The organism is Pararhizobium sp. A13 (assembly GCF_040126305.1).
Taxonomy (GTDB): Bacteria; Pseudomonadota; Alphaproteobacteria; order Rhizobiales; family Rhizobiaceae; genus Pararhizobium.
In genome coordinates this window covers 3,401,197-3,425,434 of the sequence record NZ_CP149510.1, presented here as the reverse complement: position 1 = coordinate 3,425,434, position 24,238 = coordinate 3,401,197, and the positions used below count along the sequence as shown (strand labels likewise).

Genomic DNA, 24,238 nt, shown 5'->3' with positions numbered 1-24,238 from the left:
CGCAGCGATCAGTCCCTGGAAAGCCCCGTGCTGGCTTCGATGAAATCGGCGATCGCCATCGTATCGTTAAGATCGAACAGGTGCAGACCTCTATCCTCGACGGGATGATCCGCGGCGATCGCGATGATGTGCGGATCGGTCGGCGCCAGCGGTTCGCGGTTTTGCGCCTCCAGCCGCCGCGCCTCGATCTTCGGGATCGGTTCGCGCTTGTAGCCTTCGATCAGGACGAGATCGCACGGCGCGAGGCGGGCAAGAATCTCGGAAAAACTCGGTTCTGGCGTGCCCCTCAGTTCGTGCATGATGGCATAGCGGGTGCCGGAAACGATGGTCACCTCATGGGCGCCTGCTTCGCGATGGCGAAAGCTGTCGGCGCCGACCTTGTCGATGTCGAAATCATGATGGGCGTGCTTGACGGTCGAGACTCGGTAGCCGCGCCGCGTCAGCTCGGTGACCAGCCGGACGGCGAGGCCGGTCTTGCCGGAATTCTTCCAGCCGGCGATTCCAAAGATCTTGGGGGACGTCATCTTTCCATGTCCTCGATGAGCGGCAGCCAGTGCTCGGCCGTTTCCAGGTCCGCCGGCGTATTGATGTTGAAGAAGGGGTCGATCGGGCCGGTAGCGGTTTCGAGCATCGGAAAATCGACCTCTGCCATCGCATGGCTTTCGATGAAGCTGCGCACCCGGCGCTTCTCGTCCGTCAGCAACCAGTGTTCGAGCTCGCCGGCGAGATCAACCGGCCAGAGGGCGAAGACCGGGTGCATGACCCCGGCCGAGCAAGCGACGGCGATCTGAGCGGGCAGGGTGATCGCGCCTTGAAGGCGGGCGACAAGATCGTGCGGGAAGAACGGCGTGTCGGTCGGAACCGTCACCACGTGGCTTGCGGACGGAAAGTGCCTGGCCGTGTGGCGCATGGCAGACAGCACCCCCGCCATGGGGCCAACATAGCCAGGAACGTCATCGGCAAAGACGGCGATGCGGGGAGCGAAGTCCAATCCGGTGATGGCGTTGCTGTTGACGCTGATGCCGGCCACCTGCGAGGCAAGGCGTTCGATGACGTGGCACAGAAGCTGTATGCCGTCTAACGTAACGGCAGCCTTGTCACTGCCCATGCGCGAAGACCTGCCGCCGGCCAGGATGACGGCCGGCGGTCGATCTGCAGTTGGGATCGCCGATGCGCTCATCGAATGTCTCCGCCGCTGCATTGTCTCATTTCGGCGATCCGGGTTCCGATTCCTGTGCCACGGCCGCTGCTCGACGCTTGTTTTCGCGGGCAAAGGCGTAGAGGCCGGATGTAATGATAATTGCAACGCCGGTGACCATCCAGAGATCCGGTTCTTCGGAAAAGAACAGGATGCCGATCCCGATCGACCAGATCAGGCTGGTATAGCGGAACGGGGCGACGATGGCGATTTCGCCGTTGCGCATGGCAAGCACGATGCACTGGTAGCCGACGAGGAGCAGCAGGCTTGCGCCTCCAAGATGGCTGACGGATACCAGCGACATCGGTTGCCAGCCGCCGAGCGGCACGACGAGTGCTGCGCCGACGAACGTGATGACCACGGCGGTGATGACGGAGATGAAGAGGGATGGCACGGCCGGATCGATCCGGCGGGTACACAGATCGCGGATCGCCGCGCCGACAACGGATGCGACCACGCTGAGTGCCGCGCCGGTAAACCCCTCGGGGCCGGGCCGCAAGACGATCAGCACCCCGATGAAGCCCGCAAGGATGGCGAGCCAGCGTCGCCAGCCGACCGGCTCCGACAGGAACAGCGCCGCACCGAGGGTGACGGCCAGCGGCAATGCCTGCAGAATAGCCGAGGCGTTGGCCAGCGGTATCTGGCCGAGCGCCAGGATATAGGTGATGGATGCGAAGACCTCGGCAACGATGCGCAGCGCGATGACGGGGTTTAGAATCAGGCGGTACGAACGCAGCGCGCCGAAGTGGCGGGCGAGCAGCAGCACGAGCACGGACGTGAAGAAGCCGCGAACCAGCATGATCTGGCCGGCATTCATGACGCCGGTGACGGATTTCACCAGGGCGTCATTGCAGGTGAAGCCCGCCATGGCGAGGCACATGAAGATGGCGCCGCGAAAATTGGCGTTGGATTGCATTATTTTTATTGGCCTGTTCTCGTCGCAGTCCGGCCCTTTGGCCACGGAATGCATCAGCTTCGAAAGCACATGGGATTGGTCTTGCCTATCTCTAAAGCATCGGCATGCCTTTTATGCAACTTCTATCCGATGGCTGTCTTATTTCATGGCAGATTTGAAAGAATAACCGTTTCCATCAATATTTTAGAATGTTCAAACAAGACTCCGGGCAATTTCGCCTCGACCGCGTATACCACGGGATTTTTGGCGAAATATTAAGCTTCGCTGCCTATCGTGCCGCTATTCCGCTGCCCTTCGCATGATGCGATTATGGTTGACGTAACGGCAAGTATTGCCGTTCAGGTCAACCGGATGACGTTCCGGACAAGCGCCGTGGTCGCGCACCGGCATGTCCGTTTCTCCACCAAGGAGAGCAGTCTGGCGGGAATGTCCGATTTGCTCAACATCTGGAGTTCGGAATGTCCCTGATCGATCGTTCGCTGCAGCGTCTTCGCATTGTCACCAAGGTTCTCCTGTTCGTCGTGCCGCTGGTCGCCCTCATCGCCGGCATCGGCCTTGTCGGCTATTTCACCGCAAGCACGCTCAACGGCCACATGACCGTGACGCGCGAAACGATCAACAATCTCTCCGATTTCCAAGCGCTGCGCAGCGGATTGCAGAGCTTTGCCGATAGCCCCACCGAAGAGGCGCGCACAACGCTGACGAGCCGGATCGATGAGCAGGAAGCTGGCATCCGCACGCTGAACGACCTGCTGACGGCCGAGGACGATAAGGCGAAGATCAGCTCGGTCGTGGCGCTTGGCGCCGCGATGCGCGGGCAAGCGGACAAGCTCTGGGCGATCAAGACCGAGCGCGACAGCGTGACGGCCTCGCTCGATGCTGCCCTTGCCGACATGACGGCGCAGGGCAACACCGCCTTCAAGCAGATCGACATTCTGCGCAAGGAATCCGGCGAGAAGGAATCCTTCGCCAAGGCACTGCTTTTCGATGCCGCCGCCTATCAGGGTCTTGCCGAGCGTATCAAGAAATTCCGCCTGCCCGTCACCATGGCAATCGCTCCGGACGCGAAGGTCCAGCAGGCCACCAATCTGCTGCCGCATCTGTTGAAGCAGATTGCCGAAGCCGAGAAGATCGCTTCCGACAAGGTGCTGAAGAAGATCGCCGAGGTTAAGGGTGACACGCAGAAGATCCAGGACATCCTGAAGAGCACCGATACCAACGAGATCAAGAAGGGCCTGCTCAGCACGGCGCTGATCAAATTCTCCAAATACGAGGCCGATTTTGCCAAGGAGGCGGTGACCAATTCGGATACGGCTGCCAAACGTTTTGTTGGCATGGACGCCGAGATTTCACTGCTGAAGACCTTGATCGCGCTGATGAACGAGACCTTCAAAGGCCTCGACGATACGCGCCTGCATATCAGCGAACTGCATCGCAAGCTGGATACGGCGAGCCGCGACAACGTTATTGCCGATATCGGCGCGGTGCGCGAAAGTGTGACGAAACTCTCGGAAATGGGCGGCAAGAACGCAGCCCTGCGCGATCTCGCCGGTAAGCTGACGCCGTCGCTTGAGGATATCGACACGGGCACTGCGCAGCTGATCGACGTCGGCGCGCGCTGGCAGGCTGCCAAGGCCGAGGCTTCGGCGCTGGTCGCCGCTGCCAGCCAGACGCTGGAAAGCTTCGTCAGCAGCGCCCAGGAAGCCGGCAAGCAGGACAGCCAGCGCTCCGCCGATGTGTCGATCGTCGCCATGGTCGCCGGCACGCTGCTTGCCATCATTGGCGGGTTGATGCTGATCGAAACCCTGCGCGGCCCGCTGAAGCGCGTGACGGAGACGATGACGCGGCTTGCGCAAGGTGACCTCGAGGTTGCGATCGAAGGCCGCAACCGCGGCGACGAGATCGGCGACATGGTGCGCTCGGTTGCAGTGTTCCGCGACAATGCGGTGGAGAACGTCCGGCTCGGACAGGAAGCCGAAGCGGCCCGCACCCTGTCGGCCGAAGAGGAGGCCCGCCGGCGTCAGGAGCGTGCCCGCATCGAGGCCGAGCAGATGGAGGCGCTCAACGCTCTCTCCGACGTGCTGGCCAAGCTTGCCGACGGCAATCTGGAAGAGGGCATGGCGGAAAACCTGTCCGAGGATTACATCGTCATGGCCCGCACCTACAACAATGCCGTCGAGGCACTGCGTGCGACGCTGATCGACGTGCGTTCCGTCACCGATGAAATCACCGGCGGCACCGGCAATCTGGCCTCTTCCGCCGACGATCTTGCCCGCCGCACCGAACAGCAGGCGGCGGCGCTTGAGCAAAGCTCGCGCGCTCTGCGCCAGCTGACTGAAATCGTCCGCTCGACCGCCGAAAGCGCCCGCAAGACGACGGTATCGGTCGACGAAACCCAAAGCTACGCCAAGCATTCCGGCGAAGTCGTCGGCAAGGCAATCGAAGCGATGGCAGCAATCAATCGTTCGTCCGACAAGATCAGCACGATCATCGGCGTCATCGACGAGATCGCCTTCCAAACCAACCTTTTGGCGCTGAACGCCGGCGTCGAGGCGGCCCGTGCCGGTGAGGCCGGCCGCGGTTTTGCGGTCGTCGCACAGGAAGTCCGCGAGCTTGCCCAGCGCTGCGCCGGTGCTGCCCGCGAGATCAAGGGGCTGATTTCCGAGAGCTCGGCGCAGGTCCGCGGCGGTGTCGAGCTGGTGCAGGAAACCGGCAATGCGCTGACCGTCATCAACGACCATATCTCGACGATCCACCAGCTCGTCAGCAACATCGAATCGGCCGCTGCCGACCAGTATCGCGGCCTGAACGAGGTCAACCAGGCCGTCCACGAGGTCGAACTGCTGACTCAGCAGAACGCGGCGATGGTCGAGGAGAACACCGCCGAAATCCACGGCCTGCGCCATCAGGTGGATACGCTCAACGAAAAGATCGAGCGCTTCAAGACGGGCACCAGCCGTTCGGTGGCGGGCGTCCGGACGCAGGGCTACGGAAGAAGCTACGCAGCCTGAGCCGTCACACCCAAGAATATACGGGCCGCCGGCGAAAAGTCTGGCGGCCCTTTTTGTGGCTGCGGTTTTCGGTTGGTTCAGTCATCGAGGTCGGCCAGAGCCTCCCGTATTGCACAACGCGATGTCGAGACGAGGACGGGGTTTGTGTGTAGGTAGTAGGGACGTGCGACGATTGCCACGGACAGCGCCCAAGCGCGTCCCCTTGCCCAAGTTGCTGCATCGACGGCAAGCGTTGAACGAAACGTGCTGCGGGCTTCAGCCGATAAGAGTGTCCAGCCAACCATCAGATCGCATGCAGGATCTCCAACGCCCAGCCCGCCGAAATCGATGATGGCGGCGAGGCAGCCCTTTTCGACAAGCAGGTTGCCAGCGTGAAGGTCGCCATGGATCCAGACGGGTGGCTTGCGCCATGGGTCGATGCGCAGGGCTGTGTCCCAGGCGCGCGTCAGCGCATAGGTGTCGGCGATGCCATGCAGGCTTTCGATTGCGCTGCGGGTTTGCTCGTCCCGGCTTGCCAGCGATGCGCCGCGGCAAAAATTATGTGGTCCCGGCGGTGGCCCATCTGATGGATCTATGTCCTGCAGGGCACGCACGAACTGCGCAAGGCTGAGGGCGGCGTCTTGCTGGTCGGCGATCGCGCCTTCTACCGCGTTTTCGCCCGGTAACCAGCGTCAAACGGACCAATGGAAGGGGTCGTCCGGATGAGGGCGCCAAGCGCCAGCGGCGCAGAGACGGCGAGCGGGAGATGCGGTGCGAGGTTCCTTTTCCACCTGCTCGGCTGCGTCGGCGCGGCGCGGCAGGCGTACGGCCATTCCATGTCCCAATCGGTAGATGGCATTATCGGTTTGCGCGGAAAGGACGGGTTCGAAGATCCGCCCATTGGGGGAATTGCCCCGCCACCAGCTGGCTTGCTGGCGCCTTGTCGATATCAAGCTCGTCGCGATGCATTCTGCTGATGGACATCGAAAATCCGGGCTGGGGGGACCGAGTGCGCGGATCGGTCAGCCGCCGGTGACGCTCATGTGGCGGGCGACGGCGGGTTTGTTGCGGGTGCGGTCAATGATGAAGTCGTGGCCCTTGGGCTTGCGGGTGATCGCCTCATCGATGACGCGCGACAGATAGGCATCGTCGTCGGAGGCGCGCAGCGGCGTGCGTAGGTCGGCGGCATCGTTCTGGCCGAGGCACATATACAGCGTGCCGGTGCAGGTGAGGCGGACGCGGTTGCAGCTCTCGCAGAAATTATGGGTCATCGGCGTGATCAGGCCGAGCCGGCCGCCGGTCTCAGTCACGCTCAGATAGCGGGCGGGGCCGCCGGTCTTGTAGGCGATGTCCGACAAGGTGAACTCGCGCGCGAGGCGATCGCGCATTTCGGACAGCGGCAGGTAGTGGTCGGTCCGGTCCTCGTCGATCTCGCCCATCGGCATGGTTTCGATCAGCGTCAGGTCCATGCCGCGGCCGTGCGCCCAGCGCAGCATGTCCGGGATCTCGGCGTCGTTGAGGTCCTTGAGGGCGACGGCGTTGATCTTGACATGAATGCCGGCCGCTTGCGCGGCGTCGATGCCTTCGATGACTTTCGAGAACTCGCCCCAGCGGGTGATCTGTTTGAACTTGTCAGCGTCGAGCGTGTCGAGCGAGACGTTGATGCGCCGGACGCCGCAATCGGCGAGTTCGGCGGCAAAGCGCGACAGCTGCGAGCCGTTGGTGGTCAGGGTCAGTTCATCAAGAGCGCCGGAATGGACATGCTTGCCAAGCTCGCGCACCAGGAACATAACGTTCTTGCGCACCAACGGCTCGCCGCCGGTCAGCCGCAACTTACGCACGCCCTTGGCGATGAAGGCGGAACAGAGCCGGTTGAGCTCCTCCAGCGTCAGGAGGTCCTTCTTCGGCAGGAAGGTCATGTTTTCCGCCATGCAATAGGTGCAGCGGAAGTCGCAGCGATCCGTTACCGAAACCCTGAGATAGGTAACGGCGCGCCCGAACGGGTCGATCATCGGCGTTTTGGCATCGACCAGCTTGTGGGCGCCGGTCCTGTCGATGGTGACGGTATTCAACGAAATTCTCCCTGCTGCATCAATGTCGTGAGCAAAACTGGCGGCGTCAAGGCGAAAGCACGGAAAACCATCAGAAAACCGGCGAAACACTTTCTTTCACCGGAAGGAAGCGAAGGCCCGGAATTCCCTCCGGCGGGAATCTGCGCTAGTGCTTGGCACAAGCAGGAGACTGAAATCATGAGCGACATCTGGCCGACCGAATTGCGCGTTTCGAAGGATCGCCACCGGCTGACGGTGACCTTCAACGACGGCGCCTCCTTCGATCTTTCGGCGGAGATGCTGCGGGTGCTGTCGCCATCGGCCGAGGTTCAGGGCCACGGGCCGGGGCAGGGGCTGACGGTGCCCGGCAAACGCAATGTCTCGATCATCTCGATGACGCCGACCGGCAATTATGCGGTGCGGATCGGATTTGACGATTTTCACGATACCGGGATATTCACCTGGAATTATCTGCGTGAACTCGGCGAGACCGGTGAGACCCTTTTTGCTGCCTATGAGCGCGATCTCGCCGAGAAGGGCATGACCCGCGACAAGGCGGAAAAGCCGCGCTAACGGCCGGCGCCGTCAGTCGAGATCAGCTTCCTCCTTCAATAGAACGGCAATCAGCCGCTCCATGGATTGGGCGACGATCAGGCAGTCCTCGATCGGTTCGTTGTCCAGCGATTTTTCGATCAGCGCGGTCTGGATCTCCATCGCCTGCTCTGTCAACTCACGGCCGCTCGCAGTCAGCGACAGCCGCAGCACGCGCTTGTCCTTCTCGTCGCCGCGCCGCTCGATCAACCCGCGTTTTTCGAGCTGGGGCAAAAGCATGCTCATGTTGGAGCGCCCGACGAGAAGTTTTCGTGCGAGTTCCTGCTGCGAGATGCCGTCGAAGCGATAGAGGTTGATCAGGATGTCGAGATGAGGCGGCTTGATGTCGAGATCGGCGAGTGCGCGAGTCAACGTCTGCTGCATCAGCTGGCAGGCGCGGGCGACCGCAATCCAACTGCGGAAACGCGGATGGTCCCAGGGAAAATGATGGTGTTCGATCGTCGCTTGCTTTTTGTTCATCGTTGTACAATAATGTTCATCATTGAACATTTAAAGGGAATCCCACTATGGCATCCTTTGCGATCGAGGTCACCCGTCTTGCCCTCAGATGCGTATCGGCCTTCTCTCCGGAGACGGCGGGACGGCTGGCGTTTCGGCTGTTCAGTGTGACGCCCTCCCGCAAGCCGTCAAACGGCAAGGAAAAGGCAGCGCTCGCAGCGGCAGAACCCGTGATGGCAGGCGCTCATCCGGTTACGCTTTCCTACGCCGGTGGGTGGGTGATGGCAAAGCGCTTTCGCGCGCAGGGTGAGGCGCGGCAAAACGCGTGCTCCTGCTCCATGGCTGGGGATCGCGCAGCGATTATCTGGCAACGATGATCGAGGGGCTTCTGGCCGGGGGCGCCGAGGTGGTCGCGCTCGATTGGCCCGGCCACGGCGCCTCACCGGGCCGAACGCTGACGATGCCGGCCGCCGTGCGGGCGATCGATGCCGCCTGGCGTCATTTCGGCGGGTTCGACGTCACAGTCGGCCATTCCTTTGGCGGCGCAAGTCTCGCTTGCGCTGCGGGCGGTCTGGTGTGCGACGTGCAGTCCCGGATTGCCAAGACTATGGTGCTGATCGGTGCGCCGAGCGAGATGACATGGCTTTTCAAAGGGTTCGGGAAGCTTCTTCGCCTTTCTCACAAGGCCCAGGTGGCCCTCGAGGGCATGGTCGTCCAATTGTCGGGCCGGCGCATCGAGGACTTTGACGCAGCCCGGATACTCGGCGTGCTGACCGTGCCGGTGCTGGTCATCCATGCGGAAGACGACAAGGAGGTTTCTGCCGATCATGCGCGCCGCTATGCGGCGGCTGGCGCGAATGTTGAACTCCACTGGGCCAACGGACTTGGTCATCGCCGCATTGTTTCGGCGCCGCCGGTGATCGAGCGGATCAATGCCTTCATTCACGCGGAAGATAAAAGGGCTGCAGCTTAAGCAATTTTTGCGGGTGCTGTCATGAAGGCGTCATGCTATCGGTCGAAAGGATCGCTCGGATTCTGGGAGAATAGCATGACGATCATTCGCTCGGTCGAGGAACTGAACGCGCTCTATGGGGAAGCCGGTGAGGCGTCGCTGGTCAAGGTGACAACCAGGCTGACGCCGGACTACGCCCGGATGATCGAGGCTTCCCCGTTTGCGGCGCTCGCCACCGTTGGCCCCGAGGGGCTCGACTGTTCGCCGCGCGGCGACGACGCCAATGTCGTCAGGATAGAAGACGAGAAGACCATGCTCATGCCGGACTGGCGCGGCAACAACCGGGTCGATTCGCTCGCCAATATTGTCCGCGACCCGCGTGTGGCACTGATGTTTCTTGTTCCCGGCTCGAACACGACCATGCGGATCAACGGCACGGCCGTCGTCAGCGTCGATCCGGCGCTTACCAATTCCTTCGAGGTCGACGGCAAACATCCGCGCAGCGTCATCGTCGTTACCATCGGCGAGGTCTATTTCCAATGCGCCCGGGCGTTGATCCGCTCGCAACTCTGGAACCCCGCGCGTTTCCTCGATCCGCAGTCCCTACCGACGCCGGGTATGCTGTTGAAGGCGGCAAAGGCCGATTTCGATCGGGAAACCTACGACCGCGAATGGCCGCAGCGTGCCGCAAAGACAATGTGGTAGGCGCCTGCAGACCCAGAATAAAACAGGTCGGTCCTGCGTCTTTTAAAGGACGGGGCGGCGTGCCCCGATGGAGCGCGCAGGCTTTTGGTGCCGCGGATTGGGGAACATATGAAAAACAGGAGCGTTTTCTTGCTGGCGGTCGCGATGACAATCGTCCTTTCCACCGGAGTGGCGAGGGCCGATCGGCTCGTGGAAGAATACAATGCCTATATCGGCGAGGAAGACCTTTACAATTCCAATGGCGAGCGGTTGTCCGAGCCGTGGCAGATCATCCGGCAGGACCGGGCGAACTATCATCGCTTCGGCACATCCCAGCCGGGCGATGAGGGCGACAGTTTCTTCGGTTCTGCCGAGAATCGCGAAAAGGCCGAGCGCATGATCGAATACGGCACCATCGAAACGCGCGCCGCGCGGGCGCTGGTACGCGGCGACGTGCTGATCAATGTGCAGATTTTTCGCGGGGCTGACGGCGACTACATCAATGTCACCGTCGATTGACAGGACGTCGCTTGTTTTCGCGGCAATGTTGCTTGCGGCTTTCCCGGCTCAAGCGGACGAGCTCGGTCTCGCGCGCAAAATGGAGCTGCTGATCGAGGCCTATCCGGAGGCCCTTCTCAAGAGCGAAGGCGGATCGATCCTCATTCGCGACGGCGGACCGCCTTTGCCGATCGATGATGGCAAGGCCAGGGATCATGCTCAAAAACTGGCGGCGGGCGATATCGAGGATAGCCTGTCGCAGATCTATCCGCCGGGACCCTGCGAAACCCGGCCGGAGGTCAATTTCGATCCGGGCCGCATTCGCAGCGAGGCCCTGATGAAACGCCTTTACGGCGGATCGGCGCGCGAAGTGGAAGCGTCGCTGGTGAAGGTCGACTGGTTCGGCAGGAAACTGCTGGTGACGACAAGGCAGGGCGCGGCGCGGGCGCTCGAGAAAGTTCGGGACGAGCTGAAAACAGTACCTGACCTGAAGATCTTTCTCACGCCTTCCGCCGGCACCTTCAACTGGCGCAGGGTGGCCGCCGCTTCGAACCTGTCCGTGCATAGTTTTGGCGCGGCGATCGATCTCAATACCCGATATGCGGACTACTGGATCTGGGTGGGCGGCAAGCCGGGCAGGGTGCCGTCGTACAACAACAAATATCCGATGAAGATCGTCGATGCCTTCGAGCGGTATGGCTTCATCTGGGGCGGGCGCTGGTATCACTACGATACGATGCATTTCGAATATCGGCCCGAACTCATCGCCGTTGCCAAAGCGGCAGGCGTTTCGGCCTGCCGCTGAGCTTTTCCGTCGTTACGCGGATCAGTCGCGGACGATGACCTTCGTACCGATCGTGACGTTGGCGTACAGGTGCTCGACATCCTCGTTTGCCATGCGGATGCAGCCGGAGGACATCGCCTTGCCGATCGAGGACGGCTGGTTGGTACCGTGGATGCGGTAGATGGTCGAGCCGAGATACATGGCGCGGGCGCCGAGCGGGTTTTCGATGCCGCCCTTCATGGTGACGGGCAGGATATGGCCCTTCCTGGCTTCACGGGCGCGCATGTCTGCAGGCGGGTTCCAGGTCGGCCATTCGGCCTTGCGGCTCACCGTATTGGTGCCGGTCCAGATGAAGCCCTCGCGGCCGACGCTGACGCCGTATTGCATGGCGACGCCGTTGCCGAGCACGTGGTAGAGGCGGCGGTCGGAATTGTCGACGATGATGGTGCCGGCAGCGACCTTCTCGCTGAAGGCGACCAGTTCGCGCTGGATCGGCGACTGATTGATGTTCTTCTTCGCGGTCTTCGTCTTTGCCGGCTTGCCTTCCGACAGCACCTGCAGCCAGCCGGTCTTCACAGTCGAGGTCTGGAGTGAGGCGACTTCGAAGGATTGGTCCTGGCCGGCGGCCCGTGCTGCGGTGCTAAGAAGGGTGGTTGCGATCAGGGCTGCGATGATGGTCTTCATGTCCGTATCTCCCGGTTTTTGCGGGAGATTTTTCCGGGTCATTCCGGTTCGCTCCCTTGTATGGAGCCTTTCTAGACAATCACCGGGAGAGCAGCTGTTTCCTGGGGAACGCAAAAAAAAACGGCAAAATACGCTGCTCGGGCACCTTCGACCGACACATATTTTTTGCTATTTGCGATAGATCAGCCAGCTCTTGCCGGTATCCTTCTTCATGCCTTCCTCAAACAGCATGGATCGGTTTCGGCCGGCATTCTTGGCGCAATAGAGTGCGATATCGGCCTTGTTGTAGAGGTCGGTCGGGTCGTCGGCTTGCGTTGCCTGACAGACACCAACAGAGAGCGTGATCGGGCCGTAGTTGACGCCGGTCTTGGAATTCTTGAAGGGTGTCGTTGAGAGCGCGGTGCGGATGCGCTCGGCCACCTGAAGGCTTTCCTCGAGCGTACTGTCGCTGAGGATGATGGCAAATTCCTCACCGCCGGTGCGGGCAACGAAGGCGTCGCGGCGTAGATTGGCACGGATGACCGTGCCGACAGTTGCCAGGATCTTGTCGCCTACCGGATGACCGTAGCTGTCGTTGATCTTCTTGAAATGATCGATATCGGCGACCAGAAGGCCGGTATGGGCGCGAAGCTGCTCGGAATTGTAGATGGCCGCGAGCTTCTCGTCGAAGGCTCGGCGGTTGGCGAGGCGTGTCAACGAATCGGTATTGGCGATGCGCTTGTACTCGTCGAGCTCCTGCCGAATGACCTCCATCTCGAAGGACTTCAGCGAGACGTTTTCGGCCCGTTCCTTGCCCTGGTTCATCGTATCCGCGGTCGCTTCGGTCAGGATGCTGACCGCATGCCGCAGGATTTCGACGCTGGCGCTGCTCTTGCACGTGATATTCTGATAGGTTTCGTCGAGCAGCCGGTTGTAGTTCTCGAGTGCTGACTGCTCTTCCTGCAGAAGCTTGAGAAGGTCGCCGAGTTCGCTTGCCAGATGTGTATGTGCCCGGTCGATTCCGGCCGCGTGGTGCACATGGGCAAAGTAGCGCGCGCCGATCTCGTCCAGTTCTTCCTGGGTGGCGCGGCTGCCGAGCGCCGCCAGTTCCTTGGTCAGCTTCGGATTGGAGCCGATATAGGCTTCGTAATAGAGCTCATAATTTCTCGGTAGGGGCGCGATCCCCATGATCCGCATGGCATAGGTCACCTGCGCTGCGATATCCGGTATCTGCGCCTTGCTCAAAGCCGCTTGCATTGCGGGCTCCCGTCTATTGTCTCCAATTGCAAGTTCTAGGGATAAAAGATTTTGGAAGACTTAACGTTTGGCAAAATCGATCGGTAAAATTGAATGCACTTGAAGACGGTTGCCCAAACGACAGTCAGGCAGCGATTTTGCGCTGCCTGACTGTGTCTGTTGAAAGAGTGCCAAAGGACTGATCAGGAAGGGCTGATCATCGTTTCCGGGCGGACCACGGCATCGAATTCCGCATCGGTGACATAACCACCGCCAACGGCTTCCTCACGCAGGGTCGTGCCGTTCTTGTGCGCCGTCTTGGCGATCTTCGCGGCATTGTCGTAGCCGATCTTCGGGGCAAGGGCGGTGACCAGCATCAGCGAGCGGTCGAGTGCCGCCTTGATGTTGTCCTCGCGGGCCTCGATGCCGACGACGCAATTGTCGGTGAAGGAGACGGCGGCGTCCGCCAGCAGTTGCACTGACTGCAGGAAATTGTAGGCCATCAGAGGATTATAGACGTTAAGTTCGAAATGACCCTGGCTGCCGGCAAAGGTCAGCGCCGCGTTGTTGCCGAATACCTGCACGCAGACCTGCGTCAGCGCCTCGCACTGGGTCGGGTTGACCTTGCCCGGCATGATCGACGAGCCGGGCTCGTTTTCCGGCAGCGACAGTTCGCCGAGACCCGAACGCGGACCGGAGCCAAGCAGACGGATATCATTGGCGATCTTGAAAAGGGCGGCTGCTGCAGCGTTGATCGCCCCGTGGCTGAAGACCATCGAATCGTGGGCCGCCAGCGCCTCGAACTTGTTGGGAGCGGTCACGAAGGCGATGCCGGTGATCTCCGCGATTTCGGCGGCGACCTTTTCGGCAAAACCGATCGGCGCGTTGAGGCCGGTCCCGACGGCGGTGCCGCCCTGCGCCAGTTCGCAAAGGCCGGGCAGGGTCATTTCGATACGCTTGATCGAGGAGGCGACCTGTGCAGCATAGCCGGAAAATTCCTGGCCGAGCGTCAGCGGCGTGGCGTCCTGCGTATGCGTGCGGCCGATCTTTATGATGTGGTCGAAGGCCTTCACCTTGGCTTCGAGAGCCGCATGCAGGTGCTTCAGAGCCGGCAAGAGGTCGTGAACGACGCGCTCGGCGCAGGCGATGTGCATGGCCGTCGGATAGGTGTCGTTCGACGACTGGCTCATGTTGACGTGGTCGTTCGGATGCACAGGCTTCTTCGAGCCCATGACGCCGCCGAGCATTTCGATCGCACGGTTGGAGATCACTTCATTGGCGTTCATGTTCGACTGCGTGCCGGAACCGGTCTGCCAGACGACGAGCGGGAAGTGGTCGTTGAGCTTGCCGTCGATGACCTCCTGGGCCGCGTCGATGATCGCGTTGCCGATTGTCGGGTCGAGGCCCTGCAGTTCCATGTTGGCGCGGGCGGCGGCCTGCTTGACGATGCCGAGCGCGCGGACGATGGCGAGCGGCTGCTTTTCCCAGCCGATCTTGAAGTTGCCGAGCGAACGTTGTGCCTGCGCGCCCCAGTAGCGGTCGCTTGCGACCTCGATCGGGCCGAACGTATCTGTTTCCGTGCGCATTGATGTCATCGTAATCCCTGCTTTCGTCATGCGGTATCAAGACCGAAGGTGGATATGGCCGCCGCATCGCGGCGGTCTGAAGCTATGATGCGGTTCTCTCTGGCCCAGGTGCCCGGTGCTTGTAAAGAGGTTGCGAGGGGCTGCACCATGCTACAATCGTTTAAAATACGGGTGCTTCACCAAGCCTTCTGTTTCAATTGGAAGGTCCCTTTCCGCGAGTCGGCGCCGCTGGCGCGCTGTGCCTTTTCAGACACAACCGATCGCATAGTTTCCAAGGCCCTGGTGGCGATTTTCCCAGCTCAGAGCGATTTTGTGGGCGTTTGAAAAAATAACTCAAGGAATTCAAATTTTTGGACACGTTCATCCGTCTTGCCAACCGGGCGCTGTGACGGATTTGTAAAAGCTGCCGGAGACCGGGAATGGGTGGCGTTTCCTTTTCATTCACCATCCTTTCTTATAAGTACGAAAGCTCGGTGACATGAAGGGCATCGGGCGCGAACCGCTGATGGCGGCAATGCGATACGGGGACGTGTGAGCCAATGAAATTGATGAAAACTGCAGCGATCGTGACACTCCTGGCCGGGTGCGCGTTCACCTCTTTCGGCGTCCAGAGCGCGGAAGCGTATACCTTGCTGGATCTCTTTCGCAAGAAGAGACCGCCCGTGGAAGAGCTGCAGGTGTGGCCCCGCTTTGGCGGCATGCAGGAAGCGAGCCCGGCGCAAGATTCGGAGCCCCGTGCCCTGCCGCGTGTGACCTCGCCGCGCTACTACACCTACAAGGCCGAAGCGCTGAGGCGCATCGATACCGCAAAGCTTCTCGATCCTGTCGTGACCGGTTCCGTGCGCAACGCTGCACTGCTGCCGACCCAGGGCGGGTCGTTCGCCGATGCCCGCCAGTTCCTGCCGAGCGTAACGGCCTATGCACCGGCCGATGTGGCCAAGACCATCGAGGCCTTTTACGCGGCCCGCGAGGAATTTATCTGGGTTGAGGGTGATCGTCCGAATGCGGCGGCAAGGGCTGCGCTGGCCGTGCTCGGCGAGGCCGCAAGCGTTGGGCTCGATCCGCAGGATTATGCCGTTTCGGTACCGTCCGATACGTTCGACAGCAACGACATGACGGCGCGTGAGAAGGCACTGGTGGATTTCGAAATCCGCATGTCCGCCGCGACGCTGACCTATGTTCAGGACACCGTCCGCGGTCGCATCGATCCGAACAAGATTTCCGGCTATCACGACTTCAAGCGCAAGAGTGTCAACCTGACGGGCAAACTTCAGAATATCGCCAGAAGCCACGATGTCGCAGCCTATCTCAAGGCTCAGACGCCGACCGGCCCGGAATTCCTGGCGCTGAAACGGGAGCTGGAAGCGCTCGAGGCAAAGACGGGCGATGCGCCGCGGATCACCATCGCGCCGGGTACGCTGCTGAAACCGGGCATCGCCAATCCCGAGCTTGCCAATGTCGTCGCGGGCATCCGCCAGAAGGGCTCTGACGCGCTGAAGGTCGAGCACGCGCTTACACTTTCGGCCTATCAGGGAACGCCGGACTATACGCCGGAACTGGTGGCGCTGGTCGAGGGATTCCAGAAGGAAAACGGTTTGAAGCCGGACGGCATCGTCGGCAAGGCGTCGATCCGCATCCTGACCGGGGGCGACACCACGCAGAGCAAGATCGACAAGGTGCGCGTCGCCATGGAGCAGGCGCGCTGGCTGCCAGCCGACCTCGGCAGCCGCTACGTCTTCATCAACCAGCCTGCCTTCATGGCCTATTATCACGACCAGGGCGCGGAACAGTTCTCGATGCGCGTGGTTGTCGGCTCGAAGGCGAACCAGACCTATTTCTTCGAGGACGAGATCCAGACGGTTGAGTTCAATCCCTATTGGGGCGTGCCACAGTCGATCATCATCAATGAGATGCTGCCGAAGCTCAGGAGCGACCCCGGCTATCTCGACCGCCTCGGCTATCAGGTGGAAGTGGCCGGCCGTGCCGTTTCGTCGTATGACGTGAACTGGAACGGTTCGACCAACGGCGTTGCCGTGCGCCAGCCGCCAAGCAGCGACAACGCGCTGGGCGAATTGAAGATTCTCTTCCCCAACAGTCATGCGATCTACATGCACGACACGCCGTCGAAGAGCTTCTTCAAGAAGGACCAGCGGGCTCTTAGTCATGGTTGCGTGCGTCTTGCCGATCCGCGCCGGATGGCTGCTGCCGTGCTTGGCACCACCCTCGATGATGTCGCCGCACAGATCGCTGATGGCCGCAACAAGGGCGTTCAGGTGCCGCAAAGGATTCCGGTCTATGTCGCCTATTTCACCGCCTGGCCGAACAAGGACGGCGCCGTCGAGTATTTCGACGATGTCTATGAGCGCGACATGTATATGAACCGCGCGTTCGAGGCGACACGGCTCGTCCGCCGCGCCGAAGGCTGAGTGCTGCGAAAGGGATGATTCTAAAAAGGCGACTTTGAGTCGCCTTTTTCATGCCTGCGCGATCAGTCGCTCGATCAGGTCCGGCGTCAGTTCGTCGAAATGGCGGATGACGAGATCAGGCGCCAGGCTTTCGACCGGCACGTCGGAATAACCGAAGGGGACGCCGATCGAGCGGACGGATGCGTTGCGGGCGACCAGGATGTCGTTGAGGCTGTCGCCGATCATTACTGATTTTTCCGGCGCGCCGCCGGCAAGGCGGATGGTGGACAAGAGGTGTTCGGCATCCGGCTTGCGCACATGAAACGTGTCGCCGCCCGTGATTGCCGCGAAGCGAGGGGTGAGGTCGAGCCCTTCCAGCAGGCTTTTCGCCAGCATCTCAAGCTTGTTGGTGCAGACGGCGAGTGTGTAGCCGGCGGCAGAGAGTCGGTCCATGGCTGCGATGACGCCCGGATAGGGAATGGACTCACCGGGCATCGAACCATGGTAGAAATCGACGAATTCCTTCATCTGCCAGTCGAGATCGTTGGCGCTGAGCGCCTTGCCGCGCAGCGTGAACGTGCGCTCGATCATCGCCTTGGCGCCGTGTCCGACCAGATGGGTGAGGTCGTGATAGGTAACCGGTGCAAGGCCTGCCTGGGTGACGGCGTGGTTGAGGCTTGCGACGAGATCCGGTGCGGTATCGACCAGGGTTCCATCAAGATCAAAAACGACAACGGGGGCGGACACGAAAACCTCTTGGGGGAACTGCGAAACGTTGCAGTTCGGGTAGGGGAACCGGCGGGAAAAAGCAATCGCCACTTTAGGCGGTAAGCTGTGGCGGCCATTTGTGTCTCGCCTGCTATTTGGGCTTTTGTTTGCCGTGACAGCCGTGTAAACGTCTCAGCGGAACAAAAGGACCGGGCCTTTTCGCTGTGGTCCGCGGGACAAGATTTTGGGGAGTGCGTGGCGCATGGACGCCCGTGAAATGAAGATCAAGGCTGCCGCGGCAGCACTCGACTATGTCGAAGACGGCATGCGGCTCGGCATCGGCACAGGCTCGACGGCGGAGGAGTTCGTTCGTCTGCTCGCCGAAAAGGTGGCGTCCGGTTTTCGCATCGAGGGCGTGCCAACGTCGGAACGGACGGCGCGGCTTTGCCTGGAACTCGGTGTGCCGCTGAAATCGCTGGACGAGCTTCCCGAACTGGATCTGACGGTCGACGGCGCCGACGAAGTGGACGGCAAGCTGCGCCTCATCAAGGGCGGAGGCGGCGCGCTGCTGCGGGAAAAGATCGTTGCTTGCGCGTCGTCAAGGATGATCGTGATTGCCGACGAAACGAAGGTGGTCGACACGCTGGGCGCCTTCAAGCTGCCGATCGAGGTCAATTCCTTCGGGCTTGCCGCCACCCGTATCGCCGTTGAAAAACTGGCCGCGCGGCAGGGTCTTTCCGGCGAAATCGTCGTGCGCGCCTCCGGCGACGGCCCCTTCATGACCGACGGCGGACATTTGATTCTGGATGCATCTTTTGGCCGTATTCCTGATGCAGATGCGCTGGCATATGAACTCAATGCTATTCCGGGCGTGGTCGAACACGGGCTTTTCATTGGCATCGCGTCCCTCGCCATCATTGCCGGTCCGACAGGGGCGAGGGTGATGACGGGCTAGCGAGATTTCCAGCCGTGGCACAAGGTGGACCGCGGCGGAGTGTTACAACAGCGTTGCCGCCCAAGGGGATCGAGCCCCATGGTGGCGGCGGCTTTGAAATTGGATTATGCGGGGTTCGCAGGAGCAAGACGCGCACGGAACCCGGCGTCAACTGACAGGAGCGTTTCAGATATGATCAATCTCGCAGGTCTCGGCCGTACAGTGGCTGCAACGGCCATCATCCTTTCCGCCGTCATGGTTCCTGCCTTGCGGGCGCAGGATGTGACGGACGAGCAGGTGAAGGCTGCCCGCGCCGCGATCGAGGCAATCAACGCCACGAACGGTTTCGACAACATTCTGCCGAATCTCGCCGAACGCCTGAAGACGACGTTGATCCAGTCCTCGCCGAACTATCAGGAACTGATCACCAAGACGGTCGATGAAAAGGCGCTTGAGCTGGCTGCGCGCCGCGCAGACCTGGAGCGTGAGGCTGCGACGATCTACGCAAAGACCTTCACCGTCGAGCAGCTGAATGCCATCACCGCGTTCTACACGTCGGACGCGGGCAAGAAGCTTCTGAAGGATGGCCCGATCGCCTCGCGCGAAATGATGAAGGCTGCCGACATCTGGGCCGCGGGCATTTCGCGCGACCTCAACGCGGCTGCGACCAAGGAACTCGGTGCGACCCTGACCGCCGGCCAGCAGCCGGTGCCAGACGCCACGACGACCGAAAAGCCGGCTCAATAAGCGGCCTGCCGGTTTCGACCGGCGCAGGCCGATGACGAATTGCAAAGCCCGGATCATTCCGGGCTTTTCATTTTGTCTTGCTCGACCCTATATCAGCAACACATGGCGGGAATCGCCGGAAGGGTCCGGCATGGCCGACCCGGCCACTGCTTTCCAGGCGACCGGCCTTCTTTCGCACTTGACCCGTCCGGGAGTTTTTCAGCATGACGTCTTTCGACTATGACCTTTTCGTTATTGGCGGCGGCTCCGGCGGCGTGCGCAGTGCGCGCCTCGCGGCCGCCATGGGCAAGAAGGTCGCCATCGCCGAAGAATTCCGCTATGGCGGCACCTGCGTCATTCGCGGCTGCGTGCCGAAGAAACTCTATGTCTATGCGTCGCAGTTCACCGAGCATTTCGAAGATGCCGAAGGCTTTGGCTGGAGCGTCGGCGAACGCACATTCGACTGGACGAAGCTCGTCGTCGCCAAGGAGAAGGAAATCACGCGGTTGGAAGGCCTTTACCAGAAGGGGCTCGCCAATGCCGGCGCGGAAATCCTGAATACGCGGGCAGAACTGACAGGGCCGAACACCGTCCGGCTTGTCTCGACGGGAAAGACCGTGACGGCCGAGCGCATCGTCATCGCCGTCGGCGGGCACCCGACACCGCATGAGGCGCTACCCGGCCATGAGCTCTGCATCAGCTCCAACGAGGCCTTCGACCTTCCGGAGCTGCCGAAGTCGATCGTCATTGCCGGCGGTGGTTATATCGCCGTCGAGTTCGCCAATATCTTCCATGGCCTTGGCGTCGAGACGACGCTGATCTATCGCGGCAAGGAAATCCTGTCGCGCTTCGACCAGGACATGCGACGGGGGCTGCATGCGGCGATGGAAGAGAAGGGCATCCGCATTCTGTGCGAGGACTTGCTGCAATCCATCACCAAGACAGCCGACGGCAAGCTGGCTGCCGAAACACTGAAGCACGGGACGCTGACGGTGGACAAGGTGATGCTGGCGCTTGGCCGCGTGCCGAACACCAGCGGGCTTGGCTTGGAAGCGGCGGGTGTAAAGGTCAATGAGCGCGGCGCGATCGTCGTCGATGCGTTTTCGCGCACCAGCGCGCCGGGCATCTATGCGCTCGGCGACGTGACGGACCGTGTTCAGCTGACGCCGGTTGCCATCCACGAGGCCATGTGCTTCATCGAAACGGAATACAAACACAATCCGGTCTCCCCGGATCACGACCTGATTGCTACCGCCGTCTTCTCGCAGCCGGAAATCGGCACGGTCGGTCTTTCTGAAGAGGATGCCGCGAAGAAGTACGACGCGCTCGAAATCTACCGGGCCGAGTTCCGGCCGATGAAGGCGACATTGTCGGGACGTCGCGAAAAGACGATCATGAAGCTGATTGTCAACGCCGTTGACCGTAAGGTCGTGGGTGCCCATATCCTTGGTCATGAGGCAGGCGAGATGGCGCAACTGCTTGGAATCACGCTGAAAGCGGGCTGCACCAAGGACGACTTCGACCGCACCATGGCTGTGCATCCGACGGCGGCGGAAGAGCTCGTGACGATGTACAGCCCCAGCTACCGCATCAAGAACGGCGAGAGGGTCGGCTAAGCCGTCGGCTCGGCAATTCACGTGTTGCCGGTAAAGTGCGCGCCAAAATTTCGCGGTGCTCACTTTGCTGGAACAATCGCTTTTCAATCCCCATGTTAACGTTTATAAGCCCGCATCCGCAAAATCGCCGTTTTCCCGGCTGGGGAAGCTGCGGTCAGGAATTGGGCCGCTGGAAACGCGATTCAGATCCCGTTTCCTGCCAGCGTCGACCGGACGACCTATCTGGGACGCGGCAGCGACGGCGGACCTCGCGCAAGAGAACAGGTGATTGACATGGCACAGAATTGGACCCCGAACAGCTGGCGGCAGAAGCCTATTCAGCAGGTGCCGGATTTTCCGGATTTGGCGGCGCTCAGCGCAACCGAAGCGCAGCTTGCGACCTATCCGCCGCTGGTCTTTGCGGGTGAGGCACGCCGTCTGAAGAACCAGCTTGCCAATGTGTCGGAAGGCAAGGGCTTCCTGCTGCAGGGCGGTGATTGCGCCGAGAGCTTCGCCGAACACGGCGCCGATACGATCCGCGACTTCTTCCGCGCGTTTCTGCAGATGGCCGTCGTCCTGACCTTCGGCGCCCAGCAGCCGGTCGTCAAGGTCGGCCGCATCGCCGGCCAGTTCGCCAAGCCGCGTTCGTCCAACATCGAAAAGCAGGGCGATGTAGAACTGCCGAGCTATCGCGGCGACATCATCAACGGCATCGAGTTCAACGAGAAGGCCCGTATCCCGGACCCGGAACGCCAGATCATGGCCTACCGGCAATCGGCTGCGACACTCAACCTTTTGCGCGCGTTTGCGATGGGCGGTTACGCCAACCTCGAAAACGTGCACCAGTGGATGCTCGGCTTCGTCAAGGATTCACCGCAGGTCGAGCGCTACCGCAAGCTCGCGGACCGGATCTCCGAAACCATGGATTTCATGAAGGCGATCGGCATCACCTCGGAGAACCATCCGAGCCTGCGCGAGACCGATTTCTTCACCAGCCACGAGGCGCTGCTGCTCGGCTACGAGCAGGCGCTCACCCGCGTCGATTCGACCTCCGGCGACTGGTACGCGACTTCCGGCCACATGATCTGGATCGGCGACCGCACCCGCCAGCCTGACCATGCGCATATCGAATACTGCCGCGGCATCAAGAACCCGCTCGGTCTGAAGTGCGGTCCGTCGCTGACAGGTGACGGGCTGATCGAGCTCATCGATCTGCTTAACCCGCAGAACGAGGCTGGTCGCCTGACGCTGATCTGCCGCTTCGGCCATGACAAGGTTGCCGAGCACCTGCCGCGCCTGATCCGCGCCGTCGAGAAAGAAGGCCGCAAGGTCGTCTGGTCCTGTGACCCGATGCACGGCAACACGATCACGCTCAACAACTACAAGACCCGGCCGTTCGAGCGGGTTCTGTCGGAAGTCGAGAGCTTCTTCCAGATCCATCGCGCCGAAGGCACGCATCCGGGCGGCATCCATGTCGAGATGACCGGCAACGACGTGACCGAATGCACCGGCGGCGCCCGCGCGCTCTCCGGCGCCGATCTGGCCGATCGTTACCACACCCATTGCGACCCGCGCCTCAATGCCGACCAGGCGCTGGAACTCGCCTTCCTTCTGGCCGAGCGCATGAAGGGCGGCCGCGACGAGAAGCGGATGGTCGTCAACGGCTGATCAGCGCCGCTGATCCTCGGCTGAATGAATTGAAATTGACGAAACCGGGTCGGCCGAAGATGCTGGCCCGGTTTTTTCATGCCTGCGGGACGGGCCAATCAAAAAAGCTTGAGGGGATGAGCATGGTGGAAGAGCACAGCGGTTCCTGCAATTGCGGCGCGGTCCGTTTTCATACGCGAGGAAGGTTGCGGGAGGTAATCGCCTGCCACTGCTCGCAGTGCCGCAAGCAGACCGGGCTCTATTATGCGGCCACCAATGTTCTCGACGCGGACCTGGACATTCAGGGCACCGAGACCATCACCTGGTACCGCTCGAGCCCGCAAGCCCGGCGAGGCTTCTGCAAGACCTGCGGTTCGGCGCTGTTCTGGAAGATGGACGGCCTCGACTACACCTCGATCATGGCCGGCGCGTTCGAACCGCCAACTGGACTGGCGTTCGGCTACCACATCTTCTGTGCCGACAAGGGCGATTTCTACGAGATCGACGACAGCCTGCCGAAGTTTGCGCAGTCAAACGTCTGACGCGCTCGCATCGGCACTGTTTGTTTGGAGGCGCTGCTTCTCTTTGTCAATCGAGCGGACTGCTTCGCCAAAGGCCCGGTCCAGTGCGCAGAACTTGATCGATTGCCAGCGCTTGTAATCATCAATGAACGAGACCGCGACCCATACCTTGTTCCGGCTGTTGCTCCGGTCCTGCCAGCCAAGCGAGCCCAGCGCTTCAGCGCGGGCAAAGAGGCGCCGGATATGCGTGCGCGACAGGGAGTAGTGGTTGGACAATTCTGCAAAACGAAGGTCTTCGACCCAGTGGTAGCCGTCCTTGGGTATGACATTGACAATCCGTGAAACGAAATCGTCGAGGATCAACCCGCCATATTCGGTCCAGACGAAACAGGAGATGCTGAGCGGCGGCTCCCGCCACGCCCTGTCGGCGATCAGCCGCTTTGCTGCGATCGGCTGGGCGCGGCGAAAGATTTCCGGATTGGCCTCCAGCTTTGTGACGCGCCCACCGCCATCGAGAAGGTCGAGGCTGCGCATCTGGCCGCGGAACCACAGCATCATCGCCTGGTGGCTGGCCTCCGTCGGCTCCAGCGGGCGGCTGCGTTTGCTGGGCGATCCCGGTACATCGCGGATCAGCTTGTAGGCAAGCAGCTCGGCCAGGAAGGCTGTCGCCGTGTTGCGGCTGGCCGCGCCGAATTCGCCGATGATGTCGAGAAGCCGCGACGCCGTGATGCCGGAGAGGGGGTCTGCCGGGTTGCGCTGCACGTGCAGCGCATAGGCAGCCTGGGTGAGTAGCCATTTCTGCTGGGCGGCGACCATGCGGGCGATCCTGGGAAATTGGTCATAAAGCTCGATCATGTGTCGCGCGCCCTGTTGCAGGACCGCAAACAGCTCCGGGTTCGACGCAAATGCCTCAATCTCGGCGGACGGGCCGGTTTCTGGGCTTTCGATCTCTGACGACGGCATACCGGTCATGGCTTTAACGAAGGTCCAATGGATAGGTGCATCGGTTTCGGAATCGGGGTGAGCGAAAGTTGTGTCGCTCGACAAACGCTCAAAGTCCACCTTTTGTTTCAGGAATAGGCCGTGGTTGGTTT

The 24,238-nt window shown here is 61.2% G+C and carries 22 protein-coding genes and 1 pseudogene; 12 read left to right on the top strand and 11 right to left on the bottom strand.

The genetic code is table 11. The annotated features are described in order from the left end of the window. Positions 1–8: 8 nt before the first annotated feature. From mobB to WI754_RS16860, 3 genes are read right to left on the bottom strand one after another with little or no spacing between them, the layout of a single operon-like run. Positions 9–524, bottom strand: coding sequence for a molybdopterin-guanine dinucleotide biosynthesis protein B (mobB, locus tag WI754_RS16870; protein ID WP_349434624.1), 516 nt, complete (start codon positions 522–524; stop codon positions 9–11). Continuing rightward, positions 521–1,180 (bottom strand): molybdenum cofactor guanylyltransferase MobA, encoded by a 660-nt coding sequence (gene mobA, locus WI754_RS16865; RefSeq protein WP_349434623.1) that lies wholly within the window; start codon positions 1,178–1,180, stop codon positions 521–523. Before mobA ends, mobB begins: the two co-directional genes overlap by 4 nt. Positions 1,181–1,205: 25 nt before the next feature. Next, complete coding sequence (locus WI754_RS16860) at positions 1,206–2,114, bottom strand: DMT family transporter (protein WP_349434622.1); 909 nt, start codon at positions 2,112–2,114, stop codon at positions 1,206–1,208. 458 nt (positions 2,115–2,572) lie between these two features. Here WI754_RS16860 and WI754_RS16855 point away from each other — a divergent pair, with 458 nt between their 5' ends. Further along, positions 2,573–5,125, top strand: coding sequence for a HAMP domain-containing methyl-accepting chemotaxis protein (locus tag WI754_RS16855; protein WP_349434621.1), 2,553 nt, complete (start codon positions 2,573–2,575; stop codon positions 5,123–5,125). A 77-nt stretch (positions 5,126–5,202) separates the two neighbouring features. Here the strand turns inward: WI754_RS16855 and WI754_RS16850 are convergent, their stop codons facing one another. Both WI754_RS16850 and moaA read right to left on the bottom strand, forming a co-directional pair. After that, a complete protein-coding gene (locus tag WI754_RS16850) occupies positions 5,203–5,760 on the bottom strand; it encodes a phosphotransferase (RefSeq protein WP_349437846.1) in 558 nt (185 codons plus the stop codon). A 366-nt stretch (positions 5,761–6,126) separates the two neighbouring features. Then, complete coding sequence (gene moaA / locus WI754_RS16845) at positions 6,127–7,116, bottom strand: GTP 3',8-cyclase MoaA (protein ID WP_349437845.1); 990 nt, start codon at positions 7,114–7,116, stop codon at positions 6,127–6,129. A 237-nt stretch (positions 7,117–7,353) separates the two neighbouring features. Here moaA and WI754_RS16840 point away from each other — a divergent pair, with 237 nt between their 5' ends. Then, positions 7,354–7,728, top strand: coding sequence for a DUF971 domain-containing protein (locus WI754_RS16840; RefSeq protein WP_349434620.1), 375 nt, complete (start codon positions 7,354–7,356; stop codon positions 7,726–7,728). Between the two features lie 12 nt (positions 7,729–7,740). On the opposite strand, the gene WI754_RS16835 is transcribed toward WI754_RS16840, so the two are convergent. Beyond that, positions 7,741–8,226, bottom strand: a complete 486-nt coding sequence (locus tag WI754_RS16835; RefSeq protein WP_349434619.1) for a MarR family transcriptional regulator — start codon at positions 8,224–8,226, stop codon at positions 7,741–7,743. Positions 8,227–8,273: 47 nt separating this feature from the next. Here WI754_RS16835 and WI754_RS16830 point away from each other — a divergent pair. The 4 genes and pseudogenes from WI754_RS16830 to WI754_RS16815 all read left to right on the top strand — a co-directional run bounded on the left by WI754_RS16830 (position 8,274) and on the right by WI754_RS16815 (position 11,144). After that, positions 8,274–9,178, top strand: a pseudogene (locus tag WI754_RS16830) (alpha/beta fold hydrolase). A gap of 75 nt (positions 9,179–9,253) precedes the next feature. Next, complete coding sequence (locus WI754_RS16825) at positions 9,254–9,862, top strand: pyridoxamine 5'-phosphate oxidase family protein (protein WP_349434618.1); 609 nt, start codon at positions 9,254–9,256, stop codon at positions 9,860–9,862. A gap of 144 nt (positions 9,863–10,006) precedes the next feature. Continuing rightward, the gene (locus WI754_RS16820) at positions 10,007–10,360 is read left to right on the top strand and encodes a hypothetical protein (RefSeq protein WP_349434617.1); all 354 of its coding nucleotides are present in this window, start codon (positions 10,007–10,009) and stop codon (positions 10,358–10,360) included. Then, complete coding sequence (locus WI754_RS16815; protein ID WP_349434616.1) at positions 10,344–11,144, top strand: M15 family metallopeptidase; 801 nt, start codon at positions 10,344–10,346, stop codon at positions 11,142–11,144. The genes WI754_RS16820 and WI754_RS16815 overlap by 17 nt, the downstream gene beginning before the upstream one ends. 21 nt (positions 11,145–11,165) lie before the next feature. On the opposite strand, the gene WI754_RS16810 is transcribed toward WI754_RS16815, so the two are convergent. The 3 genes from WI754_RS16810 to fumC form a co-directional block, all read right to left on the bottom strand. Beyond that, positions 11,166–11,807, bottom strand: coding sequence for a L,D-transpeptidase (locus WI754_RS16810; protein ID WP_349434615.1), 642 nt, complete (start codon positions 11,805–11,807; stop codon positions 11,166–11,168). 168 nt (positions 11,808–11,975) lie between these two features. Continuing rightward, positions 11,976–13,043, bottom strand: coding sequence for a GGDEF domain-containing protein (locus tag WI754_RS16805; RefSeq protein WP_349434614.1), 1,068 nt, complete (start codon positions 13,041–13,043; stop codon positions 11,976–11,978). Between the two features lie 182 nt (positions 13,044–13,225). Continuing rightward, complete coding sequence (gene fumC / locus WI754_RS16800; RefSeq protein ID WP_349434613.1) at positions 13,226–14,638, bottom strand: class II fumarate hydratase; 1,413 nt, start codon at positions 14,636–14,638, stop codon at positions 13,226–13,228. A 509-nt stretch (positions 14,639–15,147) separates the two neighbouring features. Here fumC and WI754_RS16795 point away from each other — a divergent pair. Next, entirely contained in the window at positions 15,148–17,034 is a 1,887-nt protein-coding gene (locus tag WI754_RS16795; RefSeq protein WP_349434612.1) for a murein L,D-transpeptidase, read from the top strand. Positions 17,035–17,082: 48 nt separating this feature from the next. Here the strand turns inward: WI754_RS16795 and WI754_RS16790 are convergent, their stop codons facing one another. Further along, entirely contained in the window at positions 17,083–17,760 is a 678-nt protein-coding gene (locus tag WI754_RS16790) for an HAD family hydrolase (protein WP_349434611.1), read from the bottom strand. Positions 17,761–17,983: 223 nt separating this feature from the next. Between WI754_RS16790 and rpiA the strand changes: the two genes are divergently transcribed. From rpiA to WI754_RS16765, 5 genes are all read left to right on the top strand, one after another. Beyond that, complete coding sequence (gene rpiA, locus WI754_RS16785; protein WP_349434610.1) at positions 17,984–18,676, top strand: ribose-5-phosphate isomerase RpiA; 693 nt, start codon at positions 17,984–17,986, stop codon at positions 18,674–18,676. Positions 18,677–18,847: 171 nt separating this feature from the next. Further along, entirely contained in the window at positions 18,848–19,402 is a 555-nt protein-coding gene (locus tag WI754_RS16780) for a DUF2059 domain-containing protein (protein ID WP_349434609.1), read from the top strand. 203 nt (positions 19,403–19,605) lie between these two features. Beyond that, complete coding sequence (gene gor / locus WI754_RS16775; protein WP_349434608.1) at positions 19,606–20,997, top strand: glutathione-disulfide reductase; 1,392 nt, start codon at positions 19,606–19,608, stop codon at positions 20,995–20,997. A 273-nt stretch (positions 20,998–21,270) separates the two neighbouring features. Next, positions 21,271–22,644, top strand: a complete 1,374-nt coding sequence (locus tag WI754_RS16770) for a 3-deoxy-7-phosphoheptulonate synthase class II (protein ID WP_349434607.1) — start codon at positions 21,271–21,273, stop codon at positions 22,642–22,644. Positions 22,645–22,766: 122 nt separating this feature from the next. Beyond that, the gene (locus WI754_RS16765) at positions 22,767–23,165 is read left to right on the top strand and encodes a GFA family protein (protein WP_349434606.1); all 399 of its coding nucleotides are present in this window, start codon (positions 22,767–22,769) and stop codon (positions 23,163–23,165) included. On the opposite strand, the gene WI754_RS16760 is transcribed toward WI754_RS16765, so the two are convergent. Next, the gene (locus WI754_RS16760; RefSeq protein ID WP_349434605.1) at positions 23,154–24,116 is read right to left on the bottom strand and encodes a hypothetical protein; all 963 of its coding nucleotides are present in this window, start codon (positions 24,114–24,116) and stop codon (positions 23,154–23,156) included. The two genes, WI754_RS16765 and WI754_RS16760, sit on opposite strands and share 12 nt — an antisense overlap. Positions 24,117–24,238: the final 122 nt, after the last annotated feature.

Bases quoted from the DNA above. Each gene is read 5' to 3' on its own strand.
- WI754_RS16770 (WP_349434607.1), top strand. From the start codon at position 21,271: ATGGCACAGAATTGGACCCCGAACAGCTGGCGGCAGAAGCCTATTCAG.
- WI754_RS16810 (WP_349434615.1), bottom strand. From the start codon at position 11,807: ATGAAGACCATCATCGCAGCCCTGATCGCAACCACCCTTCTTAGCACC.
- WI754_RS16795 (WP_349434612.1), top strand. From the start codon at position 15,148: ATGAAATTGATGAAAACTGCAGCGATCGTGACACTCCTGGCCGGGTGC.
- gor (WP_349434608.1), top strand. From the start codon at position 19,606: ATGACGTCTTTCGACTATGACCTTTTCGTTATTGGCGGCGGCTCCGGC.
- WI754_RS16820 (WP_349434617.1), top strand. From the start codon at position 10,007: ATGACAATCGTCCTTTCCACCGGAGTGGCGAGGGCCGATCGGCTCGTG.
- WI754_RS16780 (WP_349434609.1), top strand. From the start codon at position 18,848: ATGATCAATCTCGCAGGTCTCGGCCGTACAGTGGCTGCAACGGCCATC.
- WI754_RS16825 (WP_349434618.1), top strand. From the start codon at position 9,254: ATGACGATCATTCGCTCGGTCGAGGAACTGAACGCGCTCTATGGGGAA.
- moaA (WP_349437845.1), bottom strand. From the start codon at position 7,116: ATGATCGACCCGTTCGGGCGCGCCGTTACCTATCTCAGGGTTTCGGTA.
- mobB (WP_349434624.1), bottom strand. From the start codon at position 524: ATGACGTCCCCCAAGATCTTTGGAATCGCCGGCTGGAAGAATTCCGGC.
- WI754_RS16835 (WP_349434619.1), bottom strand. From the start codon at position 8,226: ATGAACAAAAAGCAAGCGACGATCGAACACCATCATTTTCCCTGGGAC.
- WI754_RS16840 (WP_349434620.1), top strand. From the start codon at position 7,354: ATGAGCGACATCTGGCCGACCGAATTGCGCGTTTCGAAGGATCGCCAC.
- WI754_RS16855 (WP_349434621.1), top strand. From the start codon at position 2,573: ATGTCCCTGATCGATCGTTCGCTGCAGCGTCTTCGCATTGTCACCAAG.
- WI754_RS16765 (WP_349434606.1), top strand. From the start codon at position 22,767: ATGGTGGAAGAGCACAGCGGTTCCTGCAATTGCGGCGCGGTCCGTTTT.
- WI754_RS16815 (WP_349434616.1), top strand. From the start codon at position 10,344: ATGTCACCGTCGATTGACAGGACGTCGCTTGTTTTCGCGGCAATGTTG.
- rpiA (WP_349434610.1), top strand. From the start codon at position 17,984: ATGGACGCCCGTGAAATGAAGATCAAGGCTGCCGCGGCAGCACTCGAC.
- mobA (WP_349434623.1), bottom strand. From the start codon at position 1,180: ATGAGCGCATCGGCGATCCCAACTGCAGATCGACCGCCGGCCGTCATC.
- WI754_RS16860 (WP_349434622.1), bottom strand. From the start codon at position 2,114: ATGCAATCCAACGCCAATTTTCGCGGCGCCATCTTCATGTGCCTCGCC.
- WI754_RS16760 (WP_349434605.1), bottom strand. From the start codon at position 24,116: ATGACCGGTATGCCGTCGTCAGAGATCGAAAGCCCAGAAACCGGCCCG.
- WI754_RS16805 (WP_349434614.1), bottom strand. From the start codon at position 13,043: ATGCAAGCGGCTTTGAGCAAGGCGCAGATACCGGATATCGCAGCGCAG.
- fumC (WP_349434613.1), bottom strand. From the start codon at position 14,638: ATGACGAAAGCAGGGATTACGATGACATCAATGCGCACGGAAACAGAT.